This window comes from Microbispora sp. H10836 (genome assembly GCF_012999525.1).
GTDB lineage: Bacteria > Actinomycetota > Actinomycetes > Streptosporangiales > Streptosporangiaceae > Microbispora.
Map to the genome: position 1 here is coordinate 50,590 of NZ_JABBWU010000019.1, position 25,462 is coordinate 76,051.

The window sequence follows — 25,462 nt, forward strand, 5'->3', positions numbered from 1 at the left end:
GCGGGCGCGTGCCCGCGTTCAGGACCCGGCGGGGATCCCCCACACGTGCCAGGTGTCGATCTCGATCCAGGCGCTCACCCTCGGCCGTTCGCGGTTCGGGTACGGCTCACCGGTGTAGTGGACGGCGAGGCGGTCGATGTCCTTCAGGTCCGGATCGTCCTGCAGCGCCACCACCCGCCCCTGCAGGCTGACGTGGCGGTACCAGCCGCCGGAGTCCAGCACCGTGAGCGACACCCGGGGATCCTTGCGCAGGTAGTCCAGCCGTTTGCGCCCGGCGTCCATGTTGACCAGCACCCGCCCGTCCTGCCACAGGTACCAGGTGGCCACGGAGACCGGTGCGCCGTCCTGGCGGACGGTGCTGATGACGCAGGGATTCGGACGGACGAGGAGTTCGGCGATGTGCTCGGGCAGAGCGCCACGGGACATGAGCGGAGACCTTTCGAGACCGGAACCGCCGTATGGCCGGTTCAGACGCCGGTGTCGCGAGCCCGCGCGTAGTGCCGGGCGGCCTTGACCCGGTTGCCGCACAGGGACATGGAGCACCAGCGGCGGGTGCCGTTACGGGACGTGTCGAGGAAGTAGCGGATGCAGTCCGGCTGGGCGCACAACCGGATGCGCTCCGGAGCCGCGGCCAGCAGGTCCAGGTAGTCGCGGACGGCGGTCCACGCCGCCCCCCACGCCGGGTCGTCGAACTCCGCCGTCTCGCCGGGTCCCTCCGCGGTGAGGGTGAGCCGGATGCGCCCATGGGCGAGGACGTCGTCGACCTGCCGGTGGACGGCGGGACCCCCCGGGCCGGCGGCCACCGCGGCCAGCACGTCGCGCGCGTGGACGACCGCCTTCAGCGACTCCTCGTCCGCGGCGAAGCGGTCGGCCAGCCCGTGGCCGGCCAGCCACACGCGCAGCCCGGAGGGCGAGTCCAGCAGGTCGTGAAGCCGGCCGTGCTCCTTCCACCGGGTGTTCAGGAGGTCGAGGGCGAGGGGTTCCCGGACGAACGGACGCGGGTCGGGCTCGGTCATGGCGACATCCTCCAACTACCGCCTGCTCTAACCACTCAATCATAAGTGACCGGTTGCAGCGCCGCGTTTCTAACCCTTAAAGTCTGCCATGACGGTTATATGGAGCACTACCTGAGCGTTCGGGAGAGGGACCATGTCACTGCCGGTCACATGGGCCCTCGCCACCGGGCATGGGGTGAGTCGGTCACGTCCGGCGTGTGCGGACGTACCAGATCGCGTGCGCGTTCGGGCGAACGGTGAGGCGCCGCCGTTCCTAGCGTGGAACCCGCTGCGAAGTGGCCAGGACTGTCACACCGTCCCGCTGTACAGGCCACGGCGGCCTGGAGTCATCAGCGGACGGCGGCAGTCCGTCGCTGCGATCGGACCAGAGACGAAGCCACGAACAGGAGGTTTTCACATGACCATGCCGGAGACTCTGCGGCCCGTGGCAGGGCGCGAGCAGGTTCCCGCTTCGCCGGAGGAGATCCTGGCGCGCGCGAGGGCGGCGGCTCCCCTGCTGCGCGAACGCTCCGAGGAGATCGAGCGCACCAGGCACCTTCCCAAGGACGTCGTGGAGCTACTCCGCGACACCGGCGTCTTCCGCATCGGCATGCCCAACGAGTGGGGCGGCCCGGAACTCACCTTCGCCCAGCAGACCGAGGTGATCGAGGCCCTCTCCTACGGCGACGCCGCGGCGGGCTGGTGCGCCATGATCGGTATGGACACCTGGATCTACGCGGGCTACCTGAACGAGTTCGTCGTCAAGGAGATGCGGGCCAACCCCGACGCGATCACGGCCGGCCTGATCTTCCCGGTCGGCCGCGCCGACCGGGTGCCCGGCGGCTATCGCGTCACCGGCCGCTGGCCGTTCGGCAGTGGCGTCACACACGCCGACTGGGTCGTCGGCGGGTGCGTCGTCCACCAGGACGGCGAGCCCGAGCCGGGGCCCGGCGGCGCGCCGATGAACTGGCGCCTGATACTGGCCCGCGGCGAGGAGTTCGAGAAGGTCGACACCTGGCACACCACCGGGCTGGCCGGCAGCGGCAGCATGGACTACCAGGTCACCGACCTGTTCGTCCCCGAGGAGCGCTCCTTCGACTTCACCCAGCCGCAGCGGTCGGGACCGTTCACCGCTCCGGACGCCTTCTTGGGCAACGTGCCCGGTGTGCCGCTCGGAGTCGCCCGCGCGGCCCTGGACCACGTACGCGAGCTGGCGGCCGGCCGGGTCGAGAAGACGACCGGCACGCCGTGGTCGGACAGCTACCGCGTGCAGACCGCCATCGGCCAGGCGGAGATGGAGCTCGCCGCGGCACGCTACGCGGTCTACGGCACCCTGCACGATCTGTGGGACCGGCTGCAGTCCGGCGTCGAACCGACCCCGGACCAGCAGGTCTCCTCGGCGCTGGCCCGTGTCAACGCGTTCAGGACGGCTCGCTCGATCGTCTCCCGGCTGTCCGACCTCGTCGGAACCGCCTCGATCTACCGGACCTCTCCCCTGGACCGCTGGCTGCGGGACCTGCACACCATGTGCCAGCACATCCTCGCCCAGGAGCAGATCGTGCAGTCGGCGGGGGCCCACCTCCTCGGCGGGACGCCTCTGGCGCCCTTCCCGCTGGGGCTCAAGGGCTGACCCGCGACGGTGAAGCCGGCCAGGGGCGAGGGCCGGCATCCCCTCGCCCCTGGCTTACCGCCGGCATCGGACGCGGGCGGCAAGAGCCTCCGCTCCAGGCTCGGGATCGGCGCTTCCCATCCCCTCGGCGCGGCGGCAGCGACAATACGACCGGAGTGGATTAGGACAGTCATGACGACTTCACCAGAAGAAAAAGTCCAGACGTTAGCCGAAGCCCAGACGAAGGCACCGGCGGAGGGGAACTCGTGGGGGCTCCGCGAGTGGGGCCTGCTCGTCAGCGTCTGCGCCGCCTTCTTCCTCGACGCTCTCGACAACATCATGGTCGGCATCGCGGTGCCGCCGATCCAGGCGGACCTCGGGATGACCACCGAGTCCGTGCAGTGGGTCGTGAGCGCGTACGTTCTCGGCTTCGGCGGCTTCCTGCTGCTCGGCGGGCGCATGGCGGACCTTCTGGGCCGTCGCCGCATGTTCCTGGCGGGTGTCGCCGTCTTCGCCGTCGGATCGCTGGTCGGCGGCATCACCAACGAGGGCCTGGTCGTGATCGTCGCCCGGTTCGTCATGGGCGTCGGCGCCGCGTTCACCGCCCCGGCCAGCCTGTCCATCATCGTCACCAGCTTCGCCGAGGGCCCGCAGCGCAACCGCGCGCTGGGCATCTACACCGCGTGCGGCGCGGTCGGCTACTCGACCGGTGTCATCGTGGGCGGCTCGCTCACCGAGATCAACTGGCGCTGGACGTTCCTGCTCCCGGTCGCCGTGGCGCTCATCGCGTTCGCCGGCGCCCTGTCGCTCGTGCCGCGCGACGCCGCGTCGGGCCGGCGCGGGGGCTCGTTCGATATCGCCGGCGCCGTCACCGTGACGGCCGCGATGCTGCTGCTCGTCTACAGCATCGTCGAGGCGCCCACCGCGGGGTGGACGTCGCCGGGCACCCTGGGGATGTTCGCCGCCTCGGTGGTGCTCCTCCTGGCCTTCGTCGTCATCGAGCGCCGGACGGCCCAGCCCCTGCTGCGCCTGGGCCTGCTGCGCAACGGCGCGCTGGTGGGCGCGAGCCTGGTCGCGGCGGCGATCCTCGGCACCTACATGAGTTTCCAGTTCATCGGCGGCCTCTACCTGCAGTCGCTGCGCGGCTGGTCGCCGATGCAGATGGCGCTGGCCTTCCTCCCCATCGGCCTGCTCATCGCGACGATCGCGCCGCGGGCCGGCAAGCTGATCTCGCGGTTCGGGGTCCGGTGGATGATCTTCGCGGGATTCGTCGCCTACACCGCTTCGTACCTGCTCTTCCTGCGGATCGACGAGGCGTCCCCGTACGCCTGGGTGATCCTGCCGAGCATTCTGCTCATCGGCGTGGCCTTCCCCTTCTCCTTCCCCGCCGCGAACGTCCAGGCGACCACCGGTGTGGCCGACTCCGAGCAGGGGCTGGCGGCCGGTGTGCTGCAGACGGGATACCAGGTCGGCGCGGCGATCGTCCTCGCCATCGTGACCGCCACGATGGCTGCCGGCGGCGAGGCGGGCGAGGCGACCGCGACCCTGTCCAGCTACCACAACGGCCTCTACGTCGTCACCGGCATCTCCGTCGTGACCATGCTGCTCACGCTCGTCGCGGCGCTGCGCGCCTCCGCACGGCGCCGGGTGGCGGCTTCGGCCGCGGTCGCCGACTACTAGAGCCCCCACGCCGCGGCCGACCGGGATCTCCACCGTCCCCGGGACGGGCTACTCCCGGTCGGTCGTACGGCGGGACGCGGCCGGCGGCGCGGCGGCACGGGCAGGAAATCGCCGGCGTCCGGTTCACGAGCAGGCCCGGCGAAGAGGCGTTCTGTTTTCGGCCCTATAAAAGTGATCCCGAGGCGCGGCTGAATTGGCGGGAAAACCCGCGCCCGGGGCCTGTTTTCACGCATCGCCTCATGCGTGACAGAATGTCGATGGACATGGTAAATACATCGCTGGAAAATGAGCGTGCACCACCTTGACCATACGCTGATCTCGGGTTATAGGGGAGACTTTGTCGTTCTGCGTGAACCTGCAGCAGCTACGCACTTTCTGTGAGGTCGCGGCCGAGCTGAGCTTTACATTGGCAGCAAAGAAGATGCACTATGCCCAGTCCAGCGTTACCGCGCAAATCAGGACCCTCGAAGAAGCCGTCGGGGCGGTCCTGTTCGACCGGAGAGGCCGCCGGATCGCCCTGACGGAGGCGGGAACGCGCCTGCTGCCCTATGCGGAAATGATGCTCCGCATCGCGGAAGCCGCGCACAAGGAAGTGGGCGGGGCCGTGACCGCGGCATAGCGCCGTTTCCGTGCGGGGTCAGCGGTCACGACGGCGCTCGACGCGCTTGCGGCGGGCGGCCTCGCGCCGGTGCTCGGCCAGCGCGCGCTCGCGCTCGCGCCGGCTCACGCGCGCCTGGTTCTTGTTGCTCTCCAAATCGAGCCGCAGCGCCTCCTGCGCCGCTTGACCCGGGCCGCAGTAACGGCGGCGTCCCCATAACGGCCATCGCCTTTCCGGGCACCGCGTGGAGCGTGGGGCAGACTGAGGGCATGGAACCGATCTCTCTCGACGTACGGGCCAGGGAACTACTCGAACGCGCCGCCGCCGCTTCCAGCGGGCGCGCGGCCGACAGCGTGCACGGCGGCCACGAGCACGCGCTGCGCCAGACGCTGCTCGCCCTCACCGCCGGGACCGGCCTCGCCGAGCACGAGAGCCCGGGTGAGGCGACCCTGCTGGTGCTGCGCGGTCATGTGCGGCTGAGCAGCGGCGACGCCTCCTGGGAGGGGCGGTCCGGGGATCTGCTCGCCATTCCCGACGCACGGCACGCGCTCGACGCCGTCGAGGACAGCGCGGTCCTGCTCACCGTCGTCAAACGCCCCTGACAGCGCCCGCCCGGCGGTTCTTTCCGATCACGGCGCGGACGGGAGGAACCGCTACACGGCCTGGAGGAAGCAGCCCAGGGCGAGCAGCGACAGGACCTTCACGACCTCCAGCGCCACGTAGTACAGGTGCGCCGTCGACCTGTGCCGCGCCGGGTCCTCGCCGGACAGGACGCGGTCGGACCTGCGGTTGAGCGGCGGGCGTACGGCGGCGATCTGGACCACCAGGGCGGCCGCGGCGAGGGCTGTGAGCGCCACCACGGCGGGGCCGGGCGAGCCCGTCGCGACCGCCGCGATCACGACGACCGCCAGCACGGCCTCGGCGGCGTTGAGGGCACGGAAGACGAGGCGGCCGATGCCGAGCCCGATCGCGATCGTCACTCCCGGCGCGCGGAACTTCAGCGGCGCCTCCAGGAATGAGATCGCCAGCACCATCCCGAGCCAGACGAAGGTGGCCGCGCCGCCCACGGCGGCCGAGGCGGAGTTCATCGTCGTTCTCCTCTCGCACGCGCGAATCGGCGGGGCACTCCGGGCGTGGTCCCGCACGGCTTGCGAGGCCGCCCTCGCCAAGGGTTCCACGCGTGCCACCCGGTTTCCGAGTGAGGGTCACGCGCGGCGCTCGTCACCCGGACCGCGGGCACGGGCCCGGTCGCTTCGCGCTGCCGGAGGTCATCTCCAGCCGGTCCGCTGCCGCAGCCAGGCGAGCGCCACCCGGCCCTGTGCGAGCTGGAACGCGCGGAGCGTGGGCAGACCTGGCGGCGGGGGAAGGCTTCCCCGCTGCAGGAAGAAGCCGGTCACGGCGGCCAGGACCGCAGTGACCGCGTCGCCGTCCGCCTTCGCCGCGACCGGGTGGCGGTCGAAGACCGCGGCCGGCGGCGGCCCGCCCTGCATGGCCACGCTCGGGAGCATCCCGAGCAGGTCGAACCACCGCGTGCTCAGGCACGCCCAGGGCCAGTCGACGACGACCACTCCGCCGTCCGCCGTGAGCAGCAGGTTGTCTGCGCGCAGATCGGCGTGGGCGAGCGTGTCGCCCTCCGCCGCTCCCTCCCACGCGGACTCCAGTTCCGCCAGCCGGTCCAGGTGGCGCCGGGCCCACGCGGCATCGGATCCGTCCATGCCGAGGCCGGCCGGCCCGGCCGCCAGACACCGCCATCCCCGGTAGTCCTCCCCGAGCCGCTCGGCGGCGGACGGGACGGCCACGGGCGCGGGGGTGAGCGACTCGGCCAGCCCGGCCATCACCCCGAGCACGACGTCGAGCTCCGCCGGGATCCAGGGCTGGGCAGGCTGCCGCCCCTCGACGTCCTCGAACAGCAGGACCACCCAGCCGTCCTCGTCGAAGGACGCGAGCAGCCGGGGCGCGGGCGCGGTCGCCGGCAGCGCGGCGGCCACCCGGGCCTCCGACCGGTGGATGCCGGGGCTGGCCGGGTTCGGCTCGGGCCCGACGGCCTTGACGAAGGCCCTGCCGCCACCCGCGAGCCGCAGGCGGGCCGCCACACCCGGGGAGAAGCCGCCGGGCTGGGTGAGAGCCTCGGTCACGCGGTCGCCCAGGTGCGTCTCGACGGCCAGCCGCAGGTGCGCGGGCACCGCGGCCCACGGCAGTCGTACGCCTCTGGCGGGCGGGGGCGGGCCGTCCTCACCGTGACGGCGACGCCGCTCCTCCCCCTGGCCGCCGGGCTCCCGGGAATCGTCGCGCATTGCGGCATGATGCGCGGCGGGCGGGTAGGGCGGCAAACGACTTTCCGCGCGATATTCGGTTGGGATTCCGGCCGCTCCCCGGCACAGTGGATCTCGATCGAGGAGGAGAACCACCATGCCGAAGCACATCGCCCCGAAGGTGCTGTCCTGGGCGAGCGAGATCGACGACGGGACGATCGACCAGGCCGCCCGGGCGGCGCGCCTGCCGTTCGTGCCCGGTCACGTCGCGCTCATGCCCGACGCGCACGTGGGCATCGGCGCGACGGTCGGCTCCGTGATCCCCACGGAGGGCGCGATCATCCCGTCCGCCGTCGGCGTGGACATCGGCTGCGGCATGGTCGCGACCGAGACCACGCTCACCGCCGCCGACCTGCCCGGCTCGCTCGACCCGCTGATGCGGCTGGTGGAGCGGCGCATCCCGGCGGGCGTGGGCAAGGGGCACGACGACCGCGCGGTGGACCGCGCGCTCGGCGAGCTGGGCCGGCCGCGCACCTCGCTCACGCCGAAGCAGGAGAACACGGTCGCCTGCCAGTTCGGGACCCTCGGCTCGGGCAACCATTTCGTGGAGGTCTGCCTCGACGAGCGCGACCGGGCCTGGACCGTGCTGCACTCGGGCTCGCGCGGGATCGGCAACCAGCTCGCCACCGCGCACATCAACGGCGCGAAGCGGCTCATGCGCGGCCTGGCGATCGGGCTGGAGGACTACGACCTCGCCTACTTCACCCAGGGCACGCCGGAGTTCACGGCGTACATCGAGGACATGCTGTGGGCGCAGCGGTACGCCATGGCGTCGCGCGCGCGGATGGACAGGGTGCTGAGCGAGGCGCTGTTCCGCGTCGTCGGCACCGGCGCCCGGGTCCGGACGATCAACTGCCACCACAATTTCACCCAGATGGAGACCCATCAGGGCAAGGAGCTGTGGATCACCCGCAAGGGAGCGATCAAGGCGGACATCGGGGACGAGGGCGTCATCCCGGGCTCGATGGGCACCCGGTCCTACATCGTGCGCGGGCGGGGCAACCCGCTTTCGTACAACTCCTGCTCGCACGGCGCGGGACGCAGGATGTCCAGGAGCCGGGCCAAGCGCGAGCTGTCGCCCGCCTCGCTCAAAGAGGCGATGCGCGGCCGGACCTGGAACTCCGACCGGGCCGCCGCGCTGGTCGACGAGCACCCCGAGGCGTACAAGCCGATCGACCAGGTGATGGCGGACCAGAAGGACCTCGTGGAGGTCCGGCACACGCTGCGCCAGGTCTTCAACTACAAGGGATGAACGGAGGGACGCCGCCGTTGCGCGCCCACGGTCTCGCGGGGCGCTGAGCCGGCCGGACGGGCGCCGGACGGACGCAGGACGAAGCCGCTCGCCACCCGGGCCGGGATCCGGTACGGCGAGACGGTGAGGTCCTGCTCCGGCACGGTGTAGTCCAGTCGGGCCAGCCGCGGCGCGAGGGCCTCCAGCAGGCCCACCGCGACCGGCTCGCCCGGGCACCGGTGGCCGTCCGCCGGGTCGCCCCCGCCCTGCGGGATCAGGTCGTACGGGCCGATCTCCCGCCCGGCGAAGCGTCGCGGGTCGAACGCGCACGGGTTCGGCCAGAGCGCCGGGTCGTGGTTCTGGCCCCAGATGTCGAGCAGCACGAGCCAGTCGGCCAGGATCGGCTCGCCCTTCCAGGTGAGGTCCGTGACGGCCTTCCCCGCGACGAACGGCGCGAAGGGGTAGAAGCGCCGCACCTCGTGGGCGAACGCCTCGGCGTACGTGCCGTCGGCGTCCTCGGCCAGGCGGACGCGGTTGACCGGCCAGCAGTGCAGGGCGTGCGCGGCGAACGTGAGGAACCAGCTCACGGCCACGGTGGGGCGCACCAGGTTGAGCAGTTCGACCGCCGCGATCCGGGGCGCGAGTGTCTGTCCGTCGGGCTCCCGGTGGCGGGCGGCCACGGCGAGCGCCGAGGTGTCCGGCACCCGCAGGGCGCCGCGCCGCACGTCCTCGACCAGTCCCGCCAGCCACGCCTCGCGGCGCCTGCGGGCGGCGCGGGCCCGCCAGTGTCGCGGGCCGGGCGACCCGAAGCCGTCGACCAGCGCGACGAGGTCGGCGGCGAGGGGCCCGGTCTCCTCCTCGGTGAGCGGGATGCCCGCCCACCGGCACGCCCCCCGCGTGATGACGCGGGCGGCCTCGTCGAAGAGCACGACGTGTCCCCTGTCCGGCCACGTCGCCACCGCCGCGTCCCACGCCGCGGTGGTCTCGTCCACCAGGGCGGCGACGCTCCGCGGCGTCATGAGCGACATGAACATGCCCTTGCGCGCCCGGTGCGCGGCCTGGTCCAGCGTGTGCACGGCGCCGTGGCCGAACAGCGTGCTCTTGATCGGCTCGGGCAGCGCGGGTGCCCGCTGGACGTGGTTGTCGTCGTAGAAGAAGCGGACGGCGTCCGGCCCGCGCAGCACGACGGCGCGCTGGCCCATCAGCCGGGTGTGGACCATCTCTCCCTGGGTCTCCCGCCATCGGGCCGGCAGCCAGGCGTAGCCCTCGAGCAGCAGGAGCAGCGTGGTGTCGAGCAGCGGCATACGTCCTGACTGCCCGCGTCCGTCCGGGAGAAACGGGTCCGGTCCGTCCGGCCGGGGGCCGGACGGACCGGTGTGACGGTCAGCCCCGGATGCAGGTGCCGCCGTTCAGCGTGAAGCCGGTGGGATCGGGGTTGGCGCCTGTGAAGGAGCCGTTGAAGCCGATCTGCAGGGACCCGCCGCCGGGGATGACCGAGTTCCACGACATGGCCGCGGCGGTGACGTCCTTTCCGGACTGGGACCAGGTGGCCGACCAGCCACTGGTGACCTTCTGTCCGGCGTCCGGGAGGACGAAGCGCAGCGTCCAGTTGTTCATCGGCGTCTGGCCCAGGTTGATGATCTTCACGGTGGCCGCGAAGCCGCCGCTCCACGACCACGCCGTGTACTCGATCTTGCAGCTGACCGGAGGCGGCGAGTAGGTGGGGTAGCCGCCCGACGCCGTGGCCGTCACCAGATCGGACGGCAGACTGAGATTGCCCGCCGCGTCCTTGGCCACCATGAAGTAGACGTACGACTGGCCGGTGACGAGGTTGCCCTCGGTGAAGTGCGTGCCGATGGGCGTGCCCACCCGCGTCCAGCCGACGGCGGTGCGCCGGTAGACGTCGTAGCCGGTGACCCCGACGTTGTCGGTGGACGACGTCCAGCAGAACGACGTCCCCTTGAAGTCGGGCAGGCAGTTGGCCTGTATCCCGGTCGGCCTGGTCGGCGGCGTCGTGTCACCCGTGGGAGGGGTCGGCGTCACGTTCGCGCCGGAGACCGCCGGGGTGCTGAGCAGTTCGGAGGGCCTGCTGGTGTTCCCGGCGGCGTCCCTGGCGACCACGTAGAACGTGTAGGTCCGGCCGTGCACCAGACCGGGGACGACGGCCGTCGTGCGGGAGGTGGAGGCCACCTCGTAGAAGCCGTTGTCCCTGAGAAGGAACACCTTGTACTCGGTGGTGTCGTCGGAGGACGCCGTCCAGCACAGGCCGACCACACCCTGGAAGCTCCCGCTCGGTGGCGGGGGCGGCGGGCACGCCCGCAGGTCGCCCGGGGCCGTCGGCGGCGTCACGTCCGCCCCCGGCGAGGGCGACGGCGACGGCGAGACCGTGGTCAGCGCACGGACGGCGTGCAGTTCGGCCGCGCCGCCCGCGAGCACGGGCGGCGCGGCGATGTTGGCCGCCAGCAGTGCGGCGGCGACGGCGCCCGCCGCGGCCCACGCGGCCGGCCAGGACAGTCTGGGCACGGTTCCACCTCTCCGTGTGACGATCTCGCCGACGAACTCGCCCGGATCATCGGTCGGCCGTACGTGCCCGTCAAAGGACCGGCCCCGTCCCCGCCGGTCGTCCCGTAAGGATTGTGAAACTTTCAGCGGGGCGGGCCGTCGCTACCGTGGCGCAATGCGAATCTTGGTCACCGGCGCGGCCGGCTTCATCGGGAGCCGCGTCGCCGCTCTGCTGCGGGACGCCGGGCACGAGGTTGAGGGATACGACCTGCGCGGCGGCGCGGGCGTCACCGCGGGTGACGTGCGGGACGAGGACGCCGTCGGCCGCGCGCTCGCCGGCGTCGACGCCGTCGTGCACCAGGCGGCCAAGGTCGGCCTCGGCGTCGACGTGTCCGACCTGCCGGCGTACGTGTCGGTCAACGCGCTCGGGACCGCGGTGCTGCTCGCCGCGATGGCGCGGCACGGGGTCGCCCGGCTGGTCCTGGCGTCGTCGATGGTGATCTACGGCGAGGGCGTCTACGACTGCGCGGAGCACGGGCCCGTGCGCCCCGGCCCCCGGGCCGGGGAGGACCTGGCCGCCGGCCGGTTCGAGCCGGTGTGCCCGCGCTGCGGGCGGGCGCTGACGCCGGGCACCGTCGACGAGGACGTCCCGCCCGATCCGCGCAACGCGTACGCCACGAGCAAGCTCGCCCAGGAGCACCTGGCGGCCGGCTGGGCCCGCGAGACCGGCGGCGCGGCGATCGCCCTGCGGTACCACAACGTGTACGGGCCGGGAATGCCGCGCGACACTCCCTACTCGGGCGTGGCCGCGATCTTCCGGTCCGCGCTGGAGGCCGGGCGGGCGCCGCTCGTGTTCGAGGACGGCGGCCAGCGCAGGGACTTCGTCCACGTCGGGGACGTGGCGGCGGCCAACCTCGCCGCGCTGGACGCGCTGGAGTCCGCCCCGCCCGGTCGGCTCCGCGCGTACAACGTGGCCAGCGGCGAGCCCCGCACGATCGGCGACCTGGCGGAGGCGCTCAGCGCGGCGCGGGGCGGGCCCGCCCCGCAGGTCACCGGCCGCTACCGGCTCGGCGACGTGCGGCACATCGTCGCCTCCCCGGACCGCGCCACCGCCGACCTGGGCTTCCGGGCGCGGATCCGCTTCGCCGACGGCATGCGCGAGTTCGCCCACGCCCCTCTGGGAACGGCGGGTTGAGTCACCAGGGCGACCGGACGAACCCCTGCAGCAGCAGGCCCGCCGCCGCCTGCGCGGCGAGCAGGCGGCGGTCTCCTGTGCGCCCTCCCAGGGCGGCGACCCACAGGGCGTACGGCAGCCAGATGCGCTCCACCTCGCCCCTGGTCACACCGCTGACGTCGAGGGCGAGCACCGCGGCCAGCGCCGCCAGCGGCAGGATCCGCTCCGCGCCCCGCCCCGGCGCCACGAGCCCGACGGCGGTGGCGGGACCGGTGACCAGGGCGAGCACGGCCAGGTTGGCAACCAGGAAGTACAGGTACGGCCGGGCCGCGCCGGGGTCGGCCGCCCATTCGGCGTGGGTGGCCAGCACTCCCGCGGGCCACCAGAAGCCACCGGCGGCGAACAGGGCGCTCACCGCGGCCATCCCGGCCAGGCAGGCGGCCACGGTCATCCGCGGCACCCCCACCGCGACCGCCGCGACGAGGGGGACGAGCAGGTACGGCACCAGGCCGTAGCTGAGGTAGGGCAGCGCGCCCAGGGCCAGGCCCGCGCCGAGGCCGAGCGCCACCCGGCCCGCCCGGCTCCGCGCGCCGAGCACCAGCAGCGCCGTCCCCCACGCGCCCACGCCCGCGAAGAACGCGTCCATGGTCGTCGCGATCCACACCGCCGCCGGGGACAGGGCGAGGTACGGCAGCGCGCGCCGGGCCGCCTCCTCCCCCGCGACGCGCCACACGGCCAGCCCGATCGCGGCCGTGGCCGAGCACCCCGCCACGACCACGAGGACGGCCGCCCAGAACGGTCCCGGCAGCCCGGCGGCCGCCGTCGCCCACAGCACCAGCACCGGCAGCGGCGGATGGCCGCGCACGTGCGTGGGGTAGGCCGGCAGGTCGCGGGTGAAGCGGGCCAGCCAGCCCAGGGGATCGCCGCCCACGGCCCCGAGCCCGGCCAGGTACTCCTGCGGGTGGGTGAACGGCCACGCCAGCCCCTCCCCCGACACGGCCAGCAGGACCGTCCAGGCGAGCGACGCGGCGAAGGCCGCCGCCAGTGCCGCGCGCATCGGCAGATGCGCGGTCAGCCGGGGCAGCACCGGGACCGCGACCACGGCGAAGGCCGCCGCCGGGAGCAGGGCGGCGGTGGGCAGGCGCGCCAGCGCGTGCAGCGGCGGGAGATGGTCGATGCGCAGCACGCCGCGGGCGTGCAGCAGGCCGCCCACCGCGAACGCGCCCGCCACCAGCGCCGCCCAGGCCGTCAGTGCCCGCCGTCGTGTCGTCACGGCCCACAGGCTAGGTTCGCCGGCGGCCACCTACCCCCCGCCGTAGTCACTTCGTAAGAACTGCGCGGCACCGGCGGCCCTAGCTTCTGCGGCATGCAGATCGATGTGGTGCTTCCCTGCCTCGACGAGGCGGCGGCGCTGCCCTGGGTGCTCGGCAGGATGCCGGACGGCTGCCGCGCCATCGTGGTGGACAACGGGTCCACCGACGGGTCGGCCGAGGTCGCCGCCCGGCACGGCGCGCTCGTGGTGACCGAGCCGCGGCCGGGCTTCGGCGCCGCCTGCCACGCGGGCCTCACCGCGGCGACCGCCCCCGTCGTGTGCTTCATGGACGCCGACGCCTCCCTCGACCCCCGGCAGGTGCCGTACGTCGCGGAGGGGGTGGTGAGCGGCGCCGCCGACCTCGTGCTGGGCCGCCGCAGGCCCGTCACGGGGTCGGCGTGGCCCGCGCACGCCCGGCTGGGCAACCGGGTGCTCGCCTGGCGGCTGCGCCGCCGCACCGGCGCCCCGCTGCACGACCTCGGCCCGATGCGGGCGGCCCGCCGTGCGGCGCTGCTCGCCCTGGACCTGCGGGACCGGCGGTTCGGCTACCCGCTGGAGATGGTGCTGCGGGCGAGCGAGGCGGGCTGGCGCGTCGGCGAGGTCGAGGTCGACTACCTGCCGCGGGTGGGCCGGTCCAAGGTGACGGGGACCGTCCGCGGCACCGTCAGGACCGTCCGGGACATGTGGCGGGCGGCGTGACGCCGGGCATCGGCCGGACCGCGGCGCAGATCGTCGTCATCGCCAAGTCGCCCGTGCCGGGGGCGGTCAAGACGCGGCTCACGCCGCCGTACACCGCGCGGGAGGCCGCCGCGCTCGCGGAGGCGGCGCTGCGCGACACCCTGGCGGCCGTCGCCGCCGCCCCCGCCGCGCGCCGGGTGCTGGCCCTGCTCGGCGAGGCGGGGCCCTGGCTGCCCGCGGGGTACGACGTGGTCGCGCAGCGGGGGGACGACCTGGCCGCACGGCTGGCCGCCGCCTTCGCCGACGCCTGGGCGGCGACGCCCGTCCCGGCTGTGCTGATCGGCATGGACACCCCGCAGGTCACCCCCGCTCTGCTGGCCGAGGCGGGGCGGTTGCTGGGCGAGCACGAGGTCGTGGTCGGCCCGGCCGCCGACGGCGGGTTCTGGCTGCTGGGGCAGCGCAGGCCCGACCCCGCCCTGCTGGCCGGGCTGCCGATGTCCCGGCCCGACACCGGGCCGCTGCTGATGGAGCGGATCCGCGCCGCGGGCGTGCGGGCCGCCCTGCTGCCCGAGCTGACCGACGTGGACACCGCCGCCGACGCGCGCGCGGTGGCCGCGCTGGCCCCCTCCTCGCGGTTCGCGGCGACGCTGGCGGCCCTCGGCACGGACGTCCCCGCGTGATCGGGCCCCTGTACGCGGAGTCGCTGGACGGCGCGCGGGTCGAGGTCGAGTCGGCGGACGGCGGGACGTGGCCGCTGGAGTCGTGGCGGTGGATCGACGGCGCGGAGGGGGACGAGGCCATGCTCGCCCGCTGCGCCGACCCCACGCTCGACGTGGGCTCGGGACCGGGGCGGCTGACCGTGGCGCTGACGAGGCGCGGGGTGCGGGCGCTCGGCATCGACGTGACCCCCCGGGCCGTCCGGCTCACCCGCCTCGCCGGCGGGCGGGCCCTGTGCCGTGACGTCTTCGGTCACGTGCCCGGCACCGGCCGCTGGGGCACCGTGCTGCTGGCCGACGGCAACATCGGCATCGGCGGCGACCCCGACGCCCTGCTGCGGCGGGTCCGCGAGCTGCTGCGGCCCGGTGGCGAGGTCGTCACCGAGCTCGATCCGCCCGGCACCGCGACCCGCTCGGAGCGGGTCCGGCTGCGCCGGGAGGGCAGGGCCACCGCGTGGTTCGCCTGGGCGCGGGTCAGCGTGTCGGACATCGGAGCGCTCGCCGGGCGCACCGGCTTCCGCCCGGCGGAGGTGTGGAGCGAGGCCGGCCGCTGGTTCTCCGTCCTGATCCCGCACCGGTGAGGCGGGCCGGAGCTTTGCCGGCCGATGAGGGGAAACGGGGCGGCGGTCCCGGTCCGTGCTGCGGCGACGCCGATAGCCTGCGCGGAAAGCAGGCGGAAGCGGACGACACCAATGCCCGGGATCGCGCGGATTGTCACACGGATGGTCGCATGGCCGTCGCGGGCACGGCGTCGAGACCTCGCCGGCCGGGGCCCCGCCGCCACAAGACGGGCCGCAGGGACTCGGGCCAGGGGGACTCGGGCCGGAGGAAACCGTCCTGACGAGAAGCGAGCCGGCGAGAAGTGGACCGGCGCGGACCTCGCCCGCGTCTCGGCCCTCACCGTCGCGGCGGCGGCGCTCTACGCGTTCTATTCGTGCCTGAGGCTGGCGCGTTTCCGGGCGGGCGCCTACGACCTGGTGATATTCGACCAGGCGATCCGATCGTACGCGCGCCTCCAGCCGCCCGTCTCGATGCTGAAGGGGGTGCACAACGGGTTCGGGCCGGGGTTCTGCGTGCTCGGCGACCACTGGTCTCCGGCGCTCGCGCTGCTGGCGCCGCTGTACCGGATCCACGACGGGCCCGCGACCCTGCTCGTCGCGCAGGCCGTCCTCCTCGCGCTGTCGATCCCGTTCGTGTGGGTGTACGCCTTCCGCGCGTCCTCGGCGGTCACGGCCGGACGGCGCGTGGCTTATCCCGTCGCGGTCGCCTACGCCCTGTCGTGGCCGATCGCCGAGGCCGTGGCCTTCGACTTCCACGAGGTGGCGTTCGTGCCGCTGCTCACGGCGGCCATGCTGGAGCGGTACCAGGTCGGGCGCAGGCGGGCCGCGGTCCTGGCGGGGCTCGCCCTCCTCCTGGTCAAGGAGGACATGGGCCTGCTGCTGGCCGGGTTCGGGCTGTTCCTCCTCACCCGCCGCTGCGACCGGATCGCGGGGGCGCTGCTCGTCGCGGGCGGCGCCGCCGCGACCCTGGTGGCGACGAGCGTCCTCATCCCGCACTTCGGGGGCAGGGCCGACTATTACTGGGCGTACTGGACACTGGGCCCGGACCTCCCCCGGGCCGTGGTGCGCGCCGTCACACGCCCGGGCGACGTCGCCGCGCTGCTCGCCGACCCGCCGCTGAAGCTGCGGACACTCGTGCTGACGCTGGCTCCCGTGCTGTTCACCGCCGTGCTGTCCCCGTTGGGCCTCACCCTGCTGCCGCCGCTGCTGGAACGCATGCTCGCCAGCACCTACCCGAACTGGTGGACGCCGCGGTACCACTACACGGCCTTCGTCGTCGCGGTGGTCTTCGCCGCCGGGGTCGACGGCGCGCTGCGGGCGGCCTCGCGTTCTCCCGGAAGGCCCGGAGTGCTCCTGCGGGGATGGGCGCTGCTGGCGCTCGCCGTCGCGTTCGCGCTCGTGCCGTTCTTCTCGTTCGGCGCGCTGTTCACGCCCGGCTTCTACACGGAGACCGCCCGGACCCGCGCGGCCGAGCGGGCCGTCGCGGCCGTGCCGGAGGGCGCGCTGGTCGAGGCGGCCGACTCCCTCGCTCCCGCCCTGTCGCCGCGTACGCGGACCCTGCTGTGGGACCGCACGCCGCGCGGGGCGCCCTGGGTAGCCGCCGACGTGGGGGCCAGGGCCTTCCCCTTCGGCTCGGTCCACGCGCAGGTCGCCCGGGTCGAGGCCCTGCGCGCGCGGGGCTACCGGGTGGTGTTCCGGGAGGCCGGATACGTGGTGCTCAGCCGGCGGTGACGACGCCGGGCGTCGCGGCGAGCAGCAGGACGTCGATGCCTGCGGCGCCGATCGCGGCGACGAAGGGCGCCCGGGGCACGCGCCGCCCGAGCAGCAGGCCGGCCGCGGCGCACGCGGCCACCCCCGCGAGCGCGAGCCATCGGGCCGGGCCGGCCGGTCCCGGAGGCCCGGCCACCAGGAGCACGGACGCGGCCAGCAGCGGCAGCGGCAGGACGGCCCGCACCCGGGCGGCGCCGAGGCGCTGCGGCCAGCCGCGCACTCCCGTGGCGACATCCGCCTCGATGTCGGGCAGCACGTTGGCGAGGTGCGCCGCGCAGCCGAGCAGCGCCGCGGCGAGCACGGCCCACCACGCCGGCGGCAGGCCGCCCGGCATCCCGGCCGCGACGAACACCGGCACCGCGCCGAACCCCGCGGCGTAAGTCGCCCACGAGGCCGCCGTGCCCTTGAGCCACAGGTTGTACGCCCAGGCCGCGGCCACGGCGAACAGGTGCGCGGCCCCGGCGACCGCGCCGCAGGCCAGCGAGATCGGCACGCAGGCCGCCAGCGCGGCGAACGCCGCGGCGCGCACCGTGCGCGCGGTCACCAGTCCCGCGACGATCGGCTTGGCCGCCCGCGCCGCCGCGGCGTCCCTGGCGGCGTCGACGGCGTCGTTGCACCAGCCCACGGACAGCTGACCGGTCAGCACGGCGAGAGCCGCCAGCGCGGTCCCCGCCGGGCCCCACCCGGCGAGCGCCACGAGCGCCGCGACCAGGGCCGTCACCGCCGCGGCCGGACCCGGATGGCATGCCAGGGCCAGCCCGGCCACCGTCCGCGACGGCCCGGCCGGCGGCTCGCCCGCGACGTCCGCCGGGGCGGTGCCCCCGGGACGCGCGCAGCGAACCGGCGCGGCGGCACCCAGGCCGGTTTCGGCCGCCGTTTCGTCGGGCAGGGCCCCTGAACCGGTCACGACCCCGAGCGTAACCGGACCTTACGGATGGGGATCGCCATCGGGCTCCGAAGGTATGCGGCGGCCCGCAACGGGCAAGAGGGACTTATTACGATTTTCGCCAGCCCGAGGATGTGAGATGACGCGGATCGCGGCCGTCCACGGTGTCGTCCCCCCTCATCGCCACTCGCAGGCGGAGATCGCGGACGCCCTGGCGAGGGTGTGTCTTCCTCCGGGCGCCGACCGCCGGCTTCTCGACAGGCTGCACGCGGGCGCCCGGGTCGAGCACCGCAACCTGGTGCTGCCCCTCGACCAGTACGGCAAGCTCGACGGCTTCGGCGCGGCCAACGACCTGTTCATCGAGGCCGCGCTCGACCTGGGCGCGCAGGCCGTGACGGCGGCGCTGGACGCGGCCGGCCTCACACCGGCGGACGTCGACATGATCATGTGCACGTCGGTCACCGGCGTCGCCGCGCCGTCGCTGGACGCCCGGCTGGTCAACCGGATCGGGCTGCGCCCGGACGTGAAGCGGGTGCCGGTGTTCGGCCTCGGATGCGTGGCGGGCGCGGCGGGGATCGGCCGGCTGCACGACTACCTGCGCGGCTGGCCCGGTCACGTGGCGGTGCTGCTCTCGGTCGAGTTGTGCTCCCTCACCCTGCAGCGCGACGACACCTCCACGGCCAACCTCGTGGCGGGCGCCCTGTTCGGGGACGGCGCCGCCGCCGTGGTCGCGTACGGGGACGACCGCGAGCCGCCCGGGGCGGGCCGCGCGGCGGGGCCCGCGGTCGTCGCCACGCGCAGCCGCCTGTATCCCGGTTCCGAACGCGTGATGGGCTGGGACGTACGCGACAGCGGTTTCCGGGTGGTGCTCGACGCCGCGGTGCCCGACGTCGTCCGCGCGTACCTGGGCGACGACGTGCACGGGTTCCTCGCCGACCACGACCTGACGGCCGGCGACGTCACCGCCTGGGTCTGCCACCCCGGCGGCCCCAAGGTGCTGGAGGCCGTCGCGGAGACGCTCGCGCTGCCGGACGGCGCGCTCGACCTCACCTGGCGTTCGCTGGCCGCCAACGGCAACCTGTCGTCCGCCTCGGTGCTGCACGTGTTGCGCGACACCCTCGCCCTGCGGCCCCCGCCGCCGGGCACACCGGGCCTGCTGCTGGCGATGGGCCCGGGATTCTGCTCCGAACTGGTCCTGCTGCGCTGGTAGGGAGACCCGTGTCGCTCTCGTACGCGCTGCTCGTCGCGCTCGTCGCGGTGGAGCGGCTCGCCGAACTCGTCGTCGCGCGCCGCAACGCCCGCTGGAGCCTCGCCCGGGGCGGGGTGGTGTACGGCAGGGGCCACTATCCCTGGATGGTCGCCCTGCACACCGGACTGCTGGCCGGATGCCTGCTGGAGGTGTGGCTGGCGGACCGGCCGTTCGTCCCGGGCCTGGGCTGGCCGATGTTCGGGCTGGTCCTGGCCGCGCAGGCGCTGCGCTGGTGGTGCGTCACCGCACTCGGCCCGCACTGGAACACGCAGGTCGTCGTCGTGCCCGGCATGCCGCTCGTGCGGCGCGGGCCGTACCGGTTCGGATGGCTGCGCCACCCCAACTACGTCGCGGTGGCGGTGGAGGGCGCGGCGCTGCCGCTCGTGCACTCCGCCTGGCTGACCGCGCTGGTCTTCACCGTGCTCAACGTGCCGCTCATGGCCGTGCGCCTGCGCTGCGAGAACGCCGCGCTCGCCACCGCCGCCCCCGGACCCGCCGCGCGTGGCGCGGGGACGGGGACCGCGGCGTGATCGACGTGCTGGTCGCCGGCGGCGGGCCCGCCGGGCTGGCCACCGCCGTCCACGCGGCCCTCGCCGGCATGGAGGCGGTCGTGGTCGAGCCACGGCCCGTCCCGGTCGACAAGGCGTGCGGGGAGGGGCTGATGCCCAGCGGCGCGGCCGCGCTGGCGGACCTCGGGGTGGCGGTGCCTGACGGCAGGCCGTTCCTCGGCATCCGCTACGTGGACGGGCGGCACCGCGTGCAGGCGGAGTTCCGGGACGGCCCGGGACTGGGCGTGCGCCGGACGGCGCTGCACGCCGCGCTCGCCCTCCGCGCGCGGGAGCTCGGCGTCCGCGTCGTGCCCGGCCGGGTGGACGCGGTGCGCGCCGCCGGCGAGGCCGTTCTCGCGTATGTGCCGGGCGAAGCCCCGCTCGGCGCGCGGTGGCTGGTCGCCGCCGACGGGCTGCACTCGCCGATCAGGGCCCGGCTGGGGCTCGGCCTGCCTTCCCGCGGTCCGCGCAGGTACGGGCTGCGCCGCCACTACCGGGTCGCGCCGTGGACGGACTTCGTGGAGGTGCACTGGGCGCCCGGCGGCGAGGCGTACGTCACGCCGGTGGGCGACGACCTGGTCGGCGTGGCGGTGCTGAGCGGCGAGCGGCGGACCTACGACGAGCACCTGGCCGAGTTTCCCGGTCTGCTCGCCCGGCTGGACGGCCCGCCCGTCACCCCCGTGCGCGGGGCAGGACCCCTGCGCCAGCGGGTGCGGCGGCGGGTGGCCGGGCGGGTGCTGCTCGTCGGCGACGCGGCGGGCTACGTGGACGCGCTCACCGGCGAGGGGATCTCACTCGCGCTGCTGTCGGCCCGCGCGCTGGTCGGCTGTCTGCGGGCGGGTCGCCCCGAGGAGTACGAGACCGCCTGGCGGCGCCTCTCGTGGCGCTCCCGGCTGCTCACGGCCACGCTGGTGCGGGCCCGGCGGCATCCCGTCGCGGCTCGGATGATCGTGCCGGCCGCGCGGCGCCTGCCCGCGGTCTTCGAGGCCGCGGTGCGGACACTCGCCTGACCCCCGCGCCTTCTGCCCCGGAACGGGCAGGGCCCCCGGAATTGTTACAGCCGGATTCACAGTTGGTGAACGCCCGTTTTTAGGACGCCACCGGCAACCCCTATATGCAGTGGTAATAGAACCTGCTTCGACACGAATGAAGTGGCCATATTTCGTGACCGGTATGCAAAGATCTAACGTGTGTACCTAATGGCGAGGCCGATGTTACGGCAAGGATGACTGGAGGGTCGTTACTTGCCTCACTTCGCCCTCATCGCCCTGCTCGTCCTGCTCGGTACGCTCCTGATCGCCGCGCTGGTGGTCCTCGCGGTCCACCTGCGCCGGCTGCGCGCCATGCAGGCGGAGGCCGTACGGCAGGCCGCGGCGGAAGCGCGCGAGCAGTTCGGCCGCGACGTGCACGACCTCGTGAGCAGCCGCCTGTGGCTGGCCACCCTGCGCAGCGAACTCGCCTACCGGCTCGCCGACGACGACAGTCCCCTGCGACCGGCGCTCGCCGACGTGGTGCAGGCGATCCGTCAGGCGTCCGCCGACATCCGCAACGTGACCCGCTCCTTCCGGGACGTCTCACTCGCCTCGGAACTGGCCAACGCGCGGGCCGTGCTGCGCGCGTACGGAACCGACTGCAAGATCGAGGTCGCCGAGGCGGAGCTGGGCGACGAGGTGAGCGCGGTGCTCGCGATCACGGTGCGGGAGGCGGTGACCAACGTCCTGCGCCACAGCAGGGCGACCCTGTGCACGATCGAGATCGTCGTGCGGAGCGGCGTGGTGACGCTCACCGTCGCCAACGACGGCGTCGATCCCTCCGTCCCGCCGGGCGACGGCAGCGGCCTGGACAACCTGCGCAACCGGGCGGCGGCGCTCCACGGCATGGTGGGAACGATCCTCGACCCGGACGGCTGGTTCCGCATCATCGTCGAGATCCCCCGCAAGGGCGGAGACCGCCGCTGACGCCGGCCGGGCTCGCCCGGCTCCAGCGGCGCGGCACGCAGCCTCCGGGACGGCCTTTCCCGGGTCTCTGAGCACCCGGCACCCGTCCGCCCGTCCCCGGGTCTGCGAGCACCCGGCCGCCGGCGGCCCAGCCCATCCGCGACCCGGACGCCCCCTTTCCGCGACTTCGATCGCCGCCGGGCGCGGCGTCCCGCCACCGCGCCGCACGGCGCCGGCGCCCACGCCCGATCGTCGCCTCGTGCCGCCACTGGCGGCCGGCGTGCGGACGCCGCGCACTTGACCAGCGATCTGACCAGATGGTCCGCGAGGCGTCCCGGACACGGCCGTGAATGGCATCACTGCCCACCCATGACTGCGTCACGGTTCGTTATGTGCAGATTTCACATAGCGCAGTTGACGGGCGTAACTTGGCCCTTCTCCTTATTTCCGGAATTCTTTGACGTGACCGGCCTAAGGGGACTTCTGGTGATTAGTAAGTACGAGATTTACTGCCTCGCAGATCCCTTGTTCTACGACACGCTCGACAGCAAGCGCGCCGAGCACCCCGACTTCGCCATCGCCGCCCGGCCCGCACCCGAGGGGTGGGCCCATCTCGCGACCGACACCTGGCTGCACTACGCGCCGATCGGCGCGAGGCTGCCCACGCAGGGATGGAAGATCCACATTTCCTCCTCACTGGCGGAGGCGGAGCGGGTGATCGCCGCGGCCTGGGACTACTGCGCGCCCCGCGGGCTGGCCTTCAAATTCCTGCGCGGCCGGCGTGTGATGACGATGCAGAACTCCAAGTACGCGTTCCGCGGGTCGAGCGGCAAGCTGGTCACCATCTACCCTGTTGACGAGGCTCAGCTGGAGCTGACGCTCAAGGAGCTCGCCGAGATCCTCGACGGCGTCGAGGGCCCGTACATTCTCAGCGACCTGCGCTACGGCGACGGCCCCCTGTTCGTCCGGTACGGCGGCTTCGCCGAACGCCACTGCCTGGACGACAACGGCGAGCGGGTGCTCGCGATCGAGGACGCCGACGGCAACCTCGTCCCCGACGTGCGCGGCCCCGCCTTCGCCCTGCCCTCCTGGGTGACCCTGCCGGCCTTCCTCGAACCGCACCTGGCCGCGCGCAACGCGGTGACGCTCCAAGGTGTGCCGTACGACGTGGAGAGCGTGCTGCACTTCTCCAACGGCGGCGGCGTGTACCTCGGCCGGGACACGCGCACCGGCGAACAGGTGGTGCTGAAGGAGGCACGCCCGCACGCCGGGCTCGACGCGGAGGGACGCGACGCCGTCACCCGCCTGCGGCACGAGGCCTCCATCATGGAGCGCCTCACCGGCCTGGACGCCGTGCCCGCTCTGCGCGACTACTTCACCGTCGGCGAGCACCACTTCCTGGTGCAGGAGTACGTCGACGGCACCTCGCTCAGCCAGCTCATCGCCCAGAAGCATCCCCTCACCCGGGCCGACCGCACGCCCGAGATGACCGCGGACTACGCGGAGTGGGCCGTCGGGATGCTCGCCAAGGTGCGCGCGGCGGTCTCGGCGCTGCACGAGCGCGGCGTGGTGTTCGGCGACCTGCACCCCTTCAACATCCTGGTGGAGGGCGAGCGCGTGGTGCTGATCGACTTCGAGGTCTCCTCGCCGGTCGAGGAGCGCAGGCGCCCCACGCTCGCCAACCCCGGCTTCGTGCCGCCGCGCGGGCTGGCCGGCGTCGAGGCCGACGAGTACGCGCTGGCCTGCCTGCACCTGGGCGTGTTCGCCCCGATGACCACCATGCTGCTACAGCTTCACCGGCCCAAGGCCGCCCAGCTCGGCCGGCTGATCACCGAGACGTTCCCGGTGCCTCCCCCGCTGATCGAGGGAGCCGTACGGACCATCCTCGGGCAGGATCCGCCCGCGCCCGAGCCGAGCCTGCTCCCGCGGCCTGGCCGGATGCGGGAGGACTGGCCCGCCGTCCGGGAGGCGCTGGCCAAGGCGATCCTCGCCTCGGCGACACCGGAGCGCGAGGACCGGCTGTTCCCCGGCGACATCGTCCAGTTCGAGCCGGGCGGCGGTGTGAGCCTCGCCAACGGCGCGGCCGGCGTCCTGTACGCGCTGGCGGCGACCGGGGCCGGGCGTTTCCCCGAGCACGAGGAGTGGCTCATCAGGCAGGCCGCCAAGCCCGGCATGGGGAGCGGCTTCTACAACGGCCTGCACGGCGTGGCGTACGCGCTGGAGGCTCTCGGCCGCCGCCGGGACGCGCTCGACGTGGCCGAGCGCTGCGTGCGGCAGCCCGCGGAAGGGCTCGACCTGAGCCTCTACCGCGGCCTGTCCGGCATCGCCCTCGCCCTGATGCACCTGCACGACAGGACCGGCGAGCCGGAGTTCCGCGACCAGGCCGCGCGCGTCGTGGCGGAGGTGGCCGACCGCCTCGGCGGCCCGGACGACGTGCCCGAGATCAGCGGCGGCAGGTATCCGCACGCGGGGCTGATGTACGGCTCGTCGGGACCCGCCCTGATGTTCCTGCACGCCTACGAGCACACCGGCGACCCCGGGCTGCTCGACCTCGCGGCCACCGCGCTGCGGCAGGACCTGCGCCGGTGCGTCGGCCGCGAGGACGGCCAACTCCAGGTGCAGCAGGGCTGGCGGACCAACCCCTACCTCGACGAGGGGTCGGCCGGCATCGGCCTGGCGCTGGACCGCTACCTCTGCCACCGGCACGACGAGACCCTCGCCGAGTCTCTCGCCGCCATCCGGTCGGTGCTGACGCTGCCGTACTACGTCCAGTCGGGCCTGTTCGCCGGCCGGGCCGGCATGATCGCCTGCCTGTCCTCAGGTTCCCGCCCCGATCCCGAGGCCGCCGCGGCGCAGATCTCCCGGCTGGCCTGGCACGAGCTTCCCTACCAGGGCGGGATGGCCTTCCCCGGAGCCCAGTTGCTCCGCCTGTCGATGGACCTCGCCACAGGGAGCGCCGGCGTGCTGTTCGCACTCGGCACCGCGCTGCACGACGAGCCGGTCCGCCTCCCGTTCCTCGAGCCCCCCGGACGGTCCCAGGCGCAGGCCCCCCTGCGCACCGCCGCCGGGTCATCCGTCCCGACCAGCACCGGAAGGAGGTGAACGCACATGGCGCTCCTCGACCTGCAGACCCTCGAGGCCCCCGGTGGTGGCCACGACGGCGGCGGCAGCAACCTGTCCCTGCTCGGCTGCACCCCGCACGAGAACAGCAGCCTCAGCCTCATCTGCGGCTGACGGACCCTCCGGTGAACACGATCTTCAGCCTCAACCGGGCTGGCACATCCATACAAGGGAGATGATCGAAATGGCGCTTCTCGACCTGCAGACCCTCGAGGCCCCGGCCGAGCGCGGCGGTGGCGGCGGCGGCAGCAACGTGTCCCTGCTCGGCTGCACCCCGCACGAGAACAGCAGCCTGAGCATCATCTGCGGCTGACGACCATCCAGATCACGGACTTCGGCCTCAACCGGGGCTGACGGCACTCATACAAGGAGCTGATCGAAATGGCGCTTCTCGACCTGCAGACCCTCGAGGCCCCCGGTGGCGGCCACGACGGCGGCGGCAGCAACCTGAGCCTGCTCGGCTGCACCCCGCACGAGAACAGCAGCCTCAGCCTCATCTGCGGCTGATAGCACGCGCAACGGAGTCCTGGGCGGTCGTCGCGGCCGCCCAGGCTTCCGCGTTTCCGGCCCCGTCCCGCCCTCGCA

General features: G+C 73.7%; 26 protein-coding genes and 1 pseudogene. 18 read left to right on the forward strand and 9 right to left on the reverse strand.

Going from position 1 to position 25,462, the window contains the following annotated elements; translation table 11 throughout:
• Positions 1-18: 18 nt before the first annotated feature.
• Both HHX30_RS29730 and HHX30_RS29735 read right to left on the reverse strand, forming a co-directional pair.
• Positions 19-426: a PPOX class F420-dependent oxidoreductase gene (locus tag HHX30_RS29730; protein WP_169985841.1), complete on the reverse strand. Its 408-nt coding sequence runs from the start codon at positions 424-426 to the stop codon at positions 19-21.
• Between the two features lie 41 nt (positions 427-467).
• On the reverse strand, positions 468-1,016 hold the full coding sequence (locus tag HHX30_RS29735; protein WP_169985842.1) for a CGNR zinc finger domain-containing protein: 549 nt from the start codon (positions 1,014-1,016) through the stop codon (positions 468-470).
• Positions 1,017-1,413: 397 nt separating this feature from the next.
• Between HHX30_RS29735 and HHX30_RS29740 the strand changes: the two genes are divergently transcribed.
• The 3 genes from HHX30_RS29740 (at position 1,414) to HHX30_RS29750 (ending at position 4,903) form a co-directional block, all read left to right on the forward strand.
• The gene (locus HHX30_RS29740) at positions 1,414-2,625 is read left to right on the forward strand and encodes an acyl-CoA dehydrogenase family protein (RefSeq protein WP_169985844.1); all 1,212 of its coding nucleotides are present in this window, start codon (positions 1,414-1,416) and stop codon (positions 2,623-2,625) included.
• A gap of 171 nt (positions 2,626-2,796) precedes the next feature.
• A complete protein-coding gene (locus HHX30_RS29745) occupies positions 2,797-4,284 on the forward strand; it encodes an MFS transporter (RefSeq protein WP_169985846.1) in 1,488 nt (495 codons plus the stop codon).
• Between the two features lie 349 nt (positions 4,285-4,633).
• Positions 4,634-4,903, forward strand: a complete 270-nt coding sequence (locus tag HHX30_RS29750; RefSeq protein ID WP_169985848.1) for a LysR family transcriptional regulator — start codon at positions 4,634-4,636, stop codon at positions 4,901-4,903.
• 18 nt (positions 4,904-4,921) lie between these two features.
• Here the strand turns inward: HHX30_RS29750 and HHX30_RS29755 are convergent.
• Positions 4,922-5,068 (reverse strand): annotated as a pseudogene (locus HHX30_RS29755) (hypothetical protein); the annotation flags it as partial.
• 83 nt (positions 5,069-5,151) lie between these two features.
• Between HHX30_RS29755 and HHX30_RS29760 the strand changes: the two are divergent.
• On the forward strand, positions 5,152-5,484 hold the full coding sequence (locus HHX30_RS29760) for a cupin domain-containing protein (RefSeq protein WP_169985852.1): 333 nt from the start codon (positions 5,152-5,154) through the stop codon (positions 5,482-5,484).
• A 51-nt stretch (positions 5,485-5,535) separates the two neighbouring features.
• Here HHX30_RS29760 and HHX30_RS29765 read toward each other — a convergent pair whose 3' ends face one another.
• Together HHX30_RS29765 and HHX30_RS29770 are read right to left on the reverse strand one after the other, a co-directional pair.
• The gene (locus HHX30_RS29765) at positions 5,536-5,970 is read right to left on the reverse strand and encodes a hypothetical protein (protein WP_169985854.1); all 435 of its coding nucleotides are present in this window, start codon (positions 5,968-5,970) and stop codon (positions 5,536-5,538) included.
• Between the two features lie 180 nt (positions 5,971-6,150).
• The gene (locus HHX30_RS29770; RefSeq protein WP_169985856.1) at positions 6,151-7,176 is read right to left on the reverse strand and encodes a phosphotransferase; all 1,026 of its coding nucleotides are present in this window, start codon (positions 7,174-7,176) and stop codon (positions 6,151-6,153) included.
• A gap of 115 nt (positions 7,177-7,291) precedes the next feature.
• Here HHX30_RS29770 and HHX30_RS29775 point away from each other — a divergent pair, with 115 nt between their 5' ends.
• The gene (locus tag HHX30_RS29775) at positions 7,292-8,446 is read left to right on the forward strand and encodes an RtcB family protein (protein WP_169985858.1); all 1,155 of its coding nucleotides are present in this window, start codon (positions 7,292-7,294) and stop codon (positions 8,444-8,446) included.
• On the opposite strand, the gene HHX30_RS29780 is transcribed toward HHX30_RS29775, so the two are convergent.
• Both HHX30_RS29780 and HHX30_RS29785 read right to left on the reverse strand, forming a co-directional pair.
• Positions 8,434-9,729 (reverse strand): cytochrome P450, encoded by a 1,296-nt coding sequence (locus HHX30_RS29780; protein WP_169985860.1) that lies wholly within the window; start codon positions 9,727-9,729, stop codon positions 8,434-8,436. The genes HHX30_RS29775 and HHX30_RS29780 overlap by 13 nt on opposite strands.
• Before the next feature lie 79 nt (positions 9,730-9,808).
• A complete protein-coding gene (locus HHX30_RS29785) occupies positions 9,809-10,948 on the reverse strand; it encodes a cellulose binding domain-containing protein (protein ID WP_169985862.1) in 1,140 nt (379 codons plus the stop codon).
• Positions 10,949-11,102: 154 nt separating this feature from the next.
• Here HHX30_RS29785 and HHX30_RS29790 point away from each other — a divergent pair, with 154 nt between their 5' ends.
• A complete protein-coding gene (locus tag HHX30_RS29790) occupies positions 11,103-12,122 on the forward strand; it encodes an NAD(P)-dependent oxidoreductase (protein WP_169985864.1) in 1,020 nt (339 codons plus the stop codon).
• Between the two features lies 1 nt (position 12,123).
• Here the strand turns inward: HHX30_RS29790 and HHX30_RS29795 are convergent, their stop codons facing one another.
• On the reverse strand, positions 12,124-13,374 hold the full coding sequence (locus tag HHX30_RS29795) for a hypothetical protein (protein ID WP_169985866.1): 1,251 nt from the start codon (positions 13,372-13,374) through the stop codon (positions 12,124-12,126).
• Between the two features lie 93 nt (positions 13,375-13,467).
• On the opposite strand from HHX30_RS29795, the gene HHX30_RS29800 reads away from it, so the two are divergent.
• The 4 genes from HHX30_RS29800 (at position 13,468) to HHX30_RS29815 (ending at position 17,098) form a co-directional block, all read left to right on the forward strand.
• Positions 13,468-14,112, forward strand: a complete 645-nt coding sequence (locus HHX30_RS29800; RefSeq protein WP_169985868.1) for a glycosyltransferase family 2 protein — start codon at positions 13,468-13,470, stop codon at positions 14,110-14,112.
• Positions 14,109-14,771: a TIGR04282 family arsenosugar biosynthesis glycosyltransferase gene (locus HHX30_RS29805; protein WP_311922914.1), complete on the forward strand. Its 663-nt coding sequence runs from the start codon at positions 14,109-14,111 to the stop codon at positions 14,769-14,771. The genes HHX30_RS29800 and HHX30_RS29805 overlap by 4 nt, the downstream gene beginning before the upstream one ends.
• On the forward strand, positions 14,768-15,388 hold the full coding sequence (locus HHX30_RS29810; RefSeq protein WP_311922915.1) for a methyltransferase domain-containing protein: 621 nt from the start codon (positions 14,768-14,770) through the stop codon (positions 15,386-15,388). Before HHX30_RS29805 ends, HHX30_RS29810 begins: the two co-directional genes overlap by 4 nt.
• A gap of 141 nt (positions 15,389-15,529) precedes the next feature.
• Positions 15,530-17,098: a DUF2079 domain-containing protein gene (locus tag HHX30_RS29815; protein WP_169985869.1), complete on the forward strand. Its 1,569-nt coding sequence runs from the start codon at positions 15,530-15,532 to the stop codon at positions 17,096-17,098.
• Here HHX30_RS29815 and HHX30_RS29820 read toward each other — a convergent pair.
• The gene (locus HHX30_RS29820; protein ID WP_311922916.1) at positions 17,085-18,044 is read right to left on the reverse strand and encodes a UbiA family prenyltransferase; all 960 of its coding nucleotides are present in this window, start codon (positions 18,042-18,044) and stop codon (positions 17,085-17,087) included. The two genes, HHX30_RS29815 and HHX30_RS29820, sit on opposite strands and share 14 nt — an antisense overlap.
• 118 nt (positions 18,045-18,162) lie before the next feature.
• Between HHX30_RS29820 and HHX30_RS29825 the strand changes: the two genes are divergently transcribed.
• The 8 genes from HHX30_RS29825 to HHX30_RS29860 all read left to right on the forward strand — a co-directional run bounded on the left by HHX30_RS29825 (position 18,163) and on the right by HHX30_RS29860 (position 25,384).
• On the forward strand, positions 18,163-19,233 hold the full coding sequence (locus HHX30_RS29825; RefSeq protein ID WP_169985870.1) for a type III polyketide synthase: 1,071 nt from the start codon (positions 18,163-18,165) through the stop codon (positions 19,231-19,233).
• An 8-nt stretch (positions 19,234-19,241) separates the two neighbouring features.
• Complete coding sequence (locus tag HHX30_RS29830; RefSeq protein ID WP_169985872.1) at positions 19,242-19,802, forward strand: isoprenylcysteine carboxyl methyltransferase family protein; 561 nt, start codon at positions 19,242-19,244, stop codon at positions 19,800-19,802.
• A complete protein-coding gene (locus HHX30_RS29835) occupies positions 19,799-20,830 on the forward strand; it encodes an NAD(P)/FAD-dependent oxidoreductase (protein WP_169985874.1) in 1,032 nt (343 codons plus the stop codon). Before HHX30_RS29830 ends, HHX30_RS29835 begins: the two co-directional genes overlap by 4 nt.
• A gap of 234 nt (positions 20,831-21,064) precedes the next feature.
• Positions 21,065-21,778: a sensor histidine kinase gene (locus HHX30_RS29840; protein WP_169985876.1), complete on the forward strand. Its 714-nt coding sequence runs from the start codon at positions 21,065-21,067 to the stop codon at positions 21,776-21,778.
• A 465-nt stretch (positions 21,779-22,243) separates the two neighbouring features.
• Positions 22,244-24,859, forward strand: a complete 2,616-nt coding sequence (gene lanKC / locus HHX30_RS29845) for a class III lanthionine synthetase LanKC (protein WP_311922917.1) — start codon at positions 22,244-22,246, stop codon at positions 24,857-24,859.
• A gap of 6 nt (positions 24,860-24,865) precedes the next feature.
• On the forward strand, positions 24,866-24,991 hold the full coding sequence (locus HHX30_RS29850) for a SapB/AmfS family lanthipeptide (RefSeq protein ID WP_169985878.1): 126 nt from the start codon (positions 24,866-24,868) through the stop codon (positions 24,989-24,991).
• A 70-nt stretch (positions 24,992-25,061) separates the two neighbouring features.
• Positions 25,062-25,190 (forward strand): SapB/AmfS family lanthipeptide, encoded by a 129-nt coding sequence (locus HHX30_RS29855; RefSeq protein ID WP_169985880.1) that lies wholly within the window; start codon positions 25,062-25,064, stop codon positions 25,188-25,190.
• Positions 25,191-25,258: 68 nt separating this feature from the next.
• Positions 25,259-25,384, forward strand: a complete 126-nt coding sequence (locus HHX30_RS29860) for a SapB/AmfS family lanthipeptide (RefSeq protein WP_169985878.1) — start codon at positions 25,259-25,261, stop codon at positions 25,382-25,384.
• The last annotated feature ends 78 nt before the right edge of the window (positions 25,385-25,462 follow it).

Bases quoted from the DNA above. Each gene is read 5' to 3' on its own strand.
- HHX30_RS29730 (WP_169985841.1), bottom strand. From the start codon at position 426: ATGTCCCGTGGCGCTCTGCCCGAGCACATCGCCGAACTCCTCGTCCGT.
- HHX30_RS29735 (WP_169985842.1), bottom strand. From the start codon at position 1,016: ATGACCGAGCCCGACCCGCGTCCGTTCGTCCGGGAACCCCTCGCCCTC.
- HHX30_RS29740 (WP_169985844.1), top strand. From the start codon at position 1,414: ATGACCATGCCGGAGACTCTGCGGCCCGTGGCAGGGCGCGAGCAGGTT.
- HHX30_RS29745 (WP_169985846.1), top strand. From the start codon at position 2,797: ATGACGACTTCACCAGAAGAAAAAGTCCAGACGTTAGCCGAAGCCCAG.
- HHX30_RS29760 (WP_169985852.1), top strand. From the start codon at position 5,152: ATGGAACCGATCTCTCTCGACGTACGGGCCAGGGAACTACTCGAACGC.
- HHX30_RS29765 (WP_169985854.1), bottom strand. From the start codon at position 5,970: ATGAACTCCGCCTCGGCCGCCGTGGGCGGCGCGGCCACCTTCGTCTGG.
- HHX30_RS29770 (WP_169985856.1), bottom strand. From the start codon at position 7,176: ATGCGCGACGATTCCCGGGAGCCCGGCGGCCAGGGGGAGGAGCGGCGT.
- HHX30_RS29775 (WP_169985858.1), top strand. From the start codon at position 7,292: ATGCCGAAGCACATCGCCCCGAAGGTGCTGTCCTGGGCGAGCGAGATC.
- HHX30_RS29780 (WP_169985860.1), bottom strand. From the start codon at position 9,729: ATGCCGCTGCTCGACACCACGCTGCTCCTGCTGCTCGAGGGCTACGCC.
- HHX30_RS29790 (WP_169985864.1), top strand. From the start codon at position 11,103: ATGCGAATCTTGGTCACCGGCGCGGCCGGCTTCATCGGGAGCCGCGTC.
- HHX30_RS29800 (WP_169985868.1), top strand. From the start codon at position 13,468: ATGCAGATCGATGTGGTGCTTCCCTGCCTCGACGAGGCGGCGGCGCTG.
- HHX30_RS29815 (WP_169985869.1), top strand. From the start codon at position 15,530: ATGGTCGCATGGCCGTCGCGGGCACGGCGTCGAGACCTCGCCGGCCGG.
- HHX30_RS29825 (WP_169985870.1), top strand. From the start codon at position 18,163: ATGACGCGGATCGCGGCCGTCCACGGTGTCGTCCCCCCTCATCGCCAC.
- HHX30_RS29850 (WP_169985878.1), top strand. From the start codon at position 24,866: ATGGCGCTCCTCGACCTGCAGACCCTCGAGGCCCCCGGTGGTGGCCAC.
- HHX30_RS29855 (WP_169985880.1), top strand. From the start codon at position 25,062: ATGGCGCTTCTCGACCTGCAGACCCTCGAGGCCCCGGCCGAGCGCGGC.
- HHX30_RS29860 (WP_169985878.1), top strand. From the start codon at position 25,259: ATGGCGCTTCTCGACCTGCAGACCCTCGAGGCCCCCGGTGGCGGCCAC.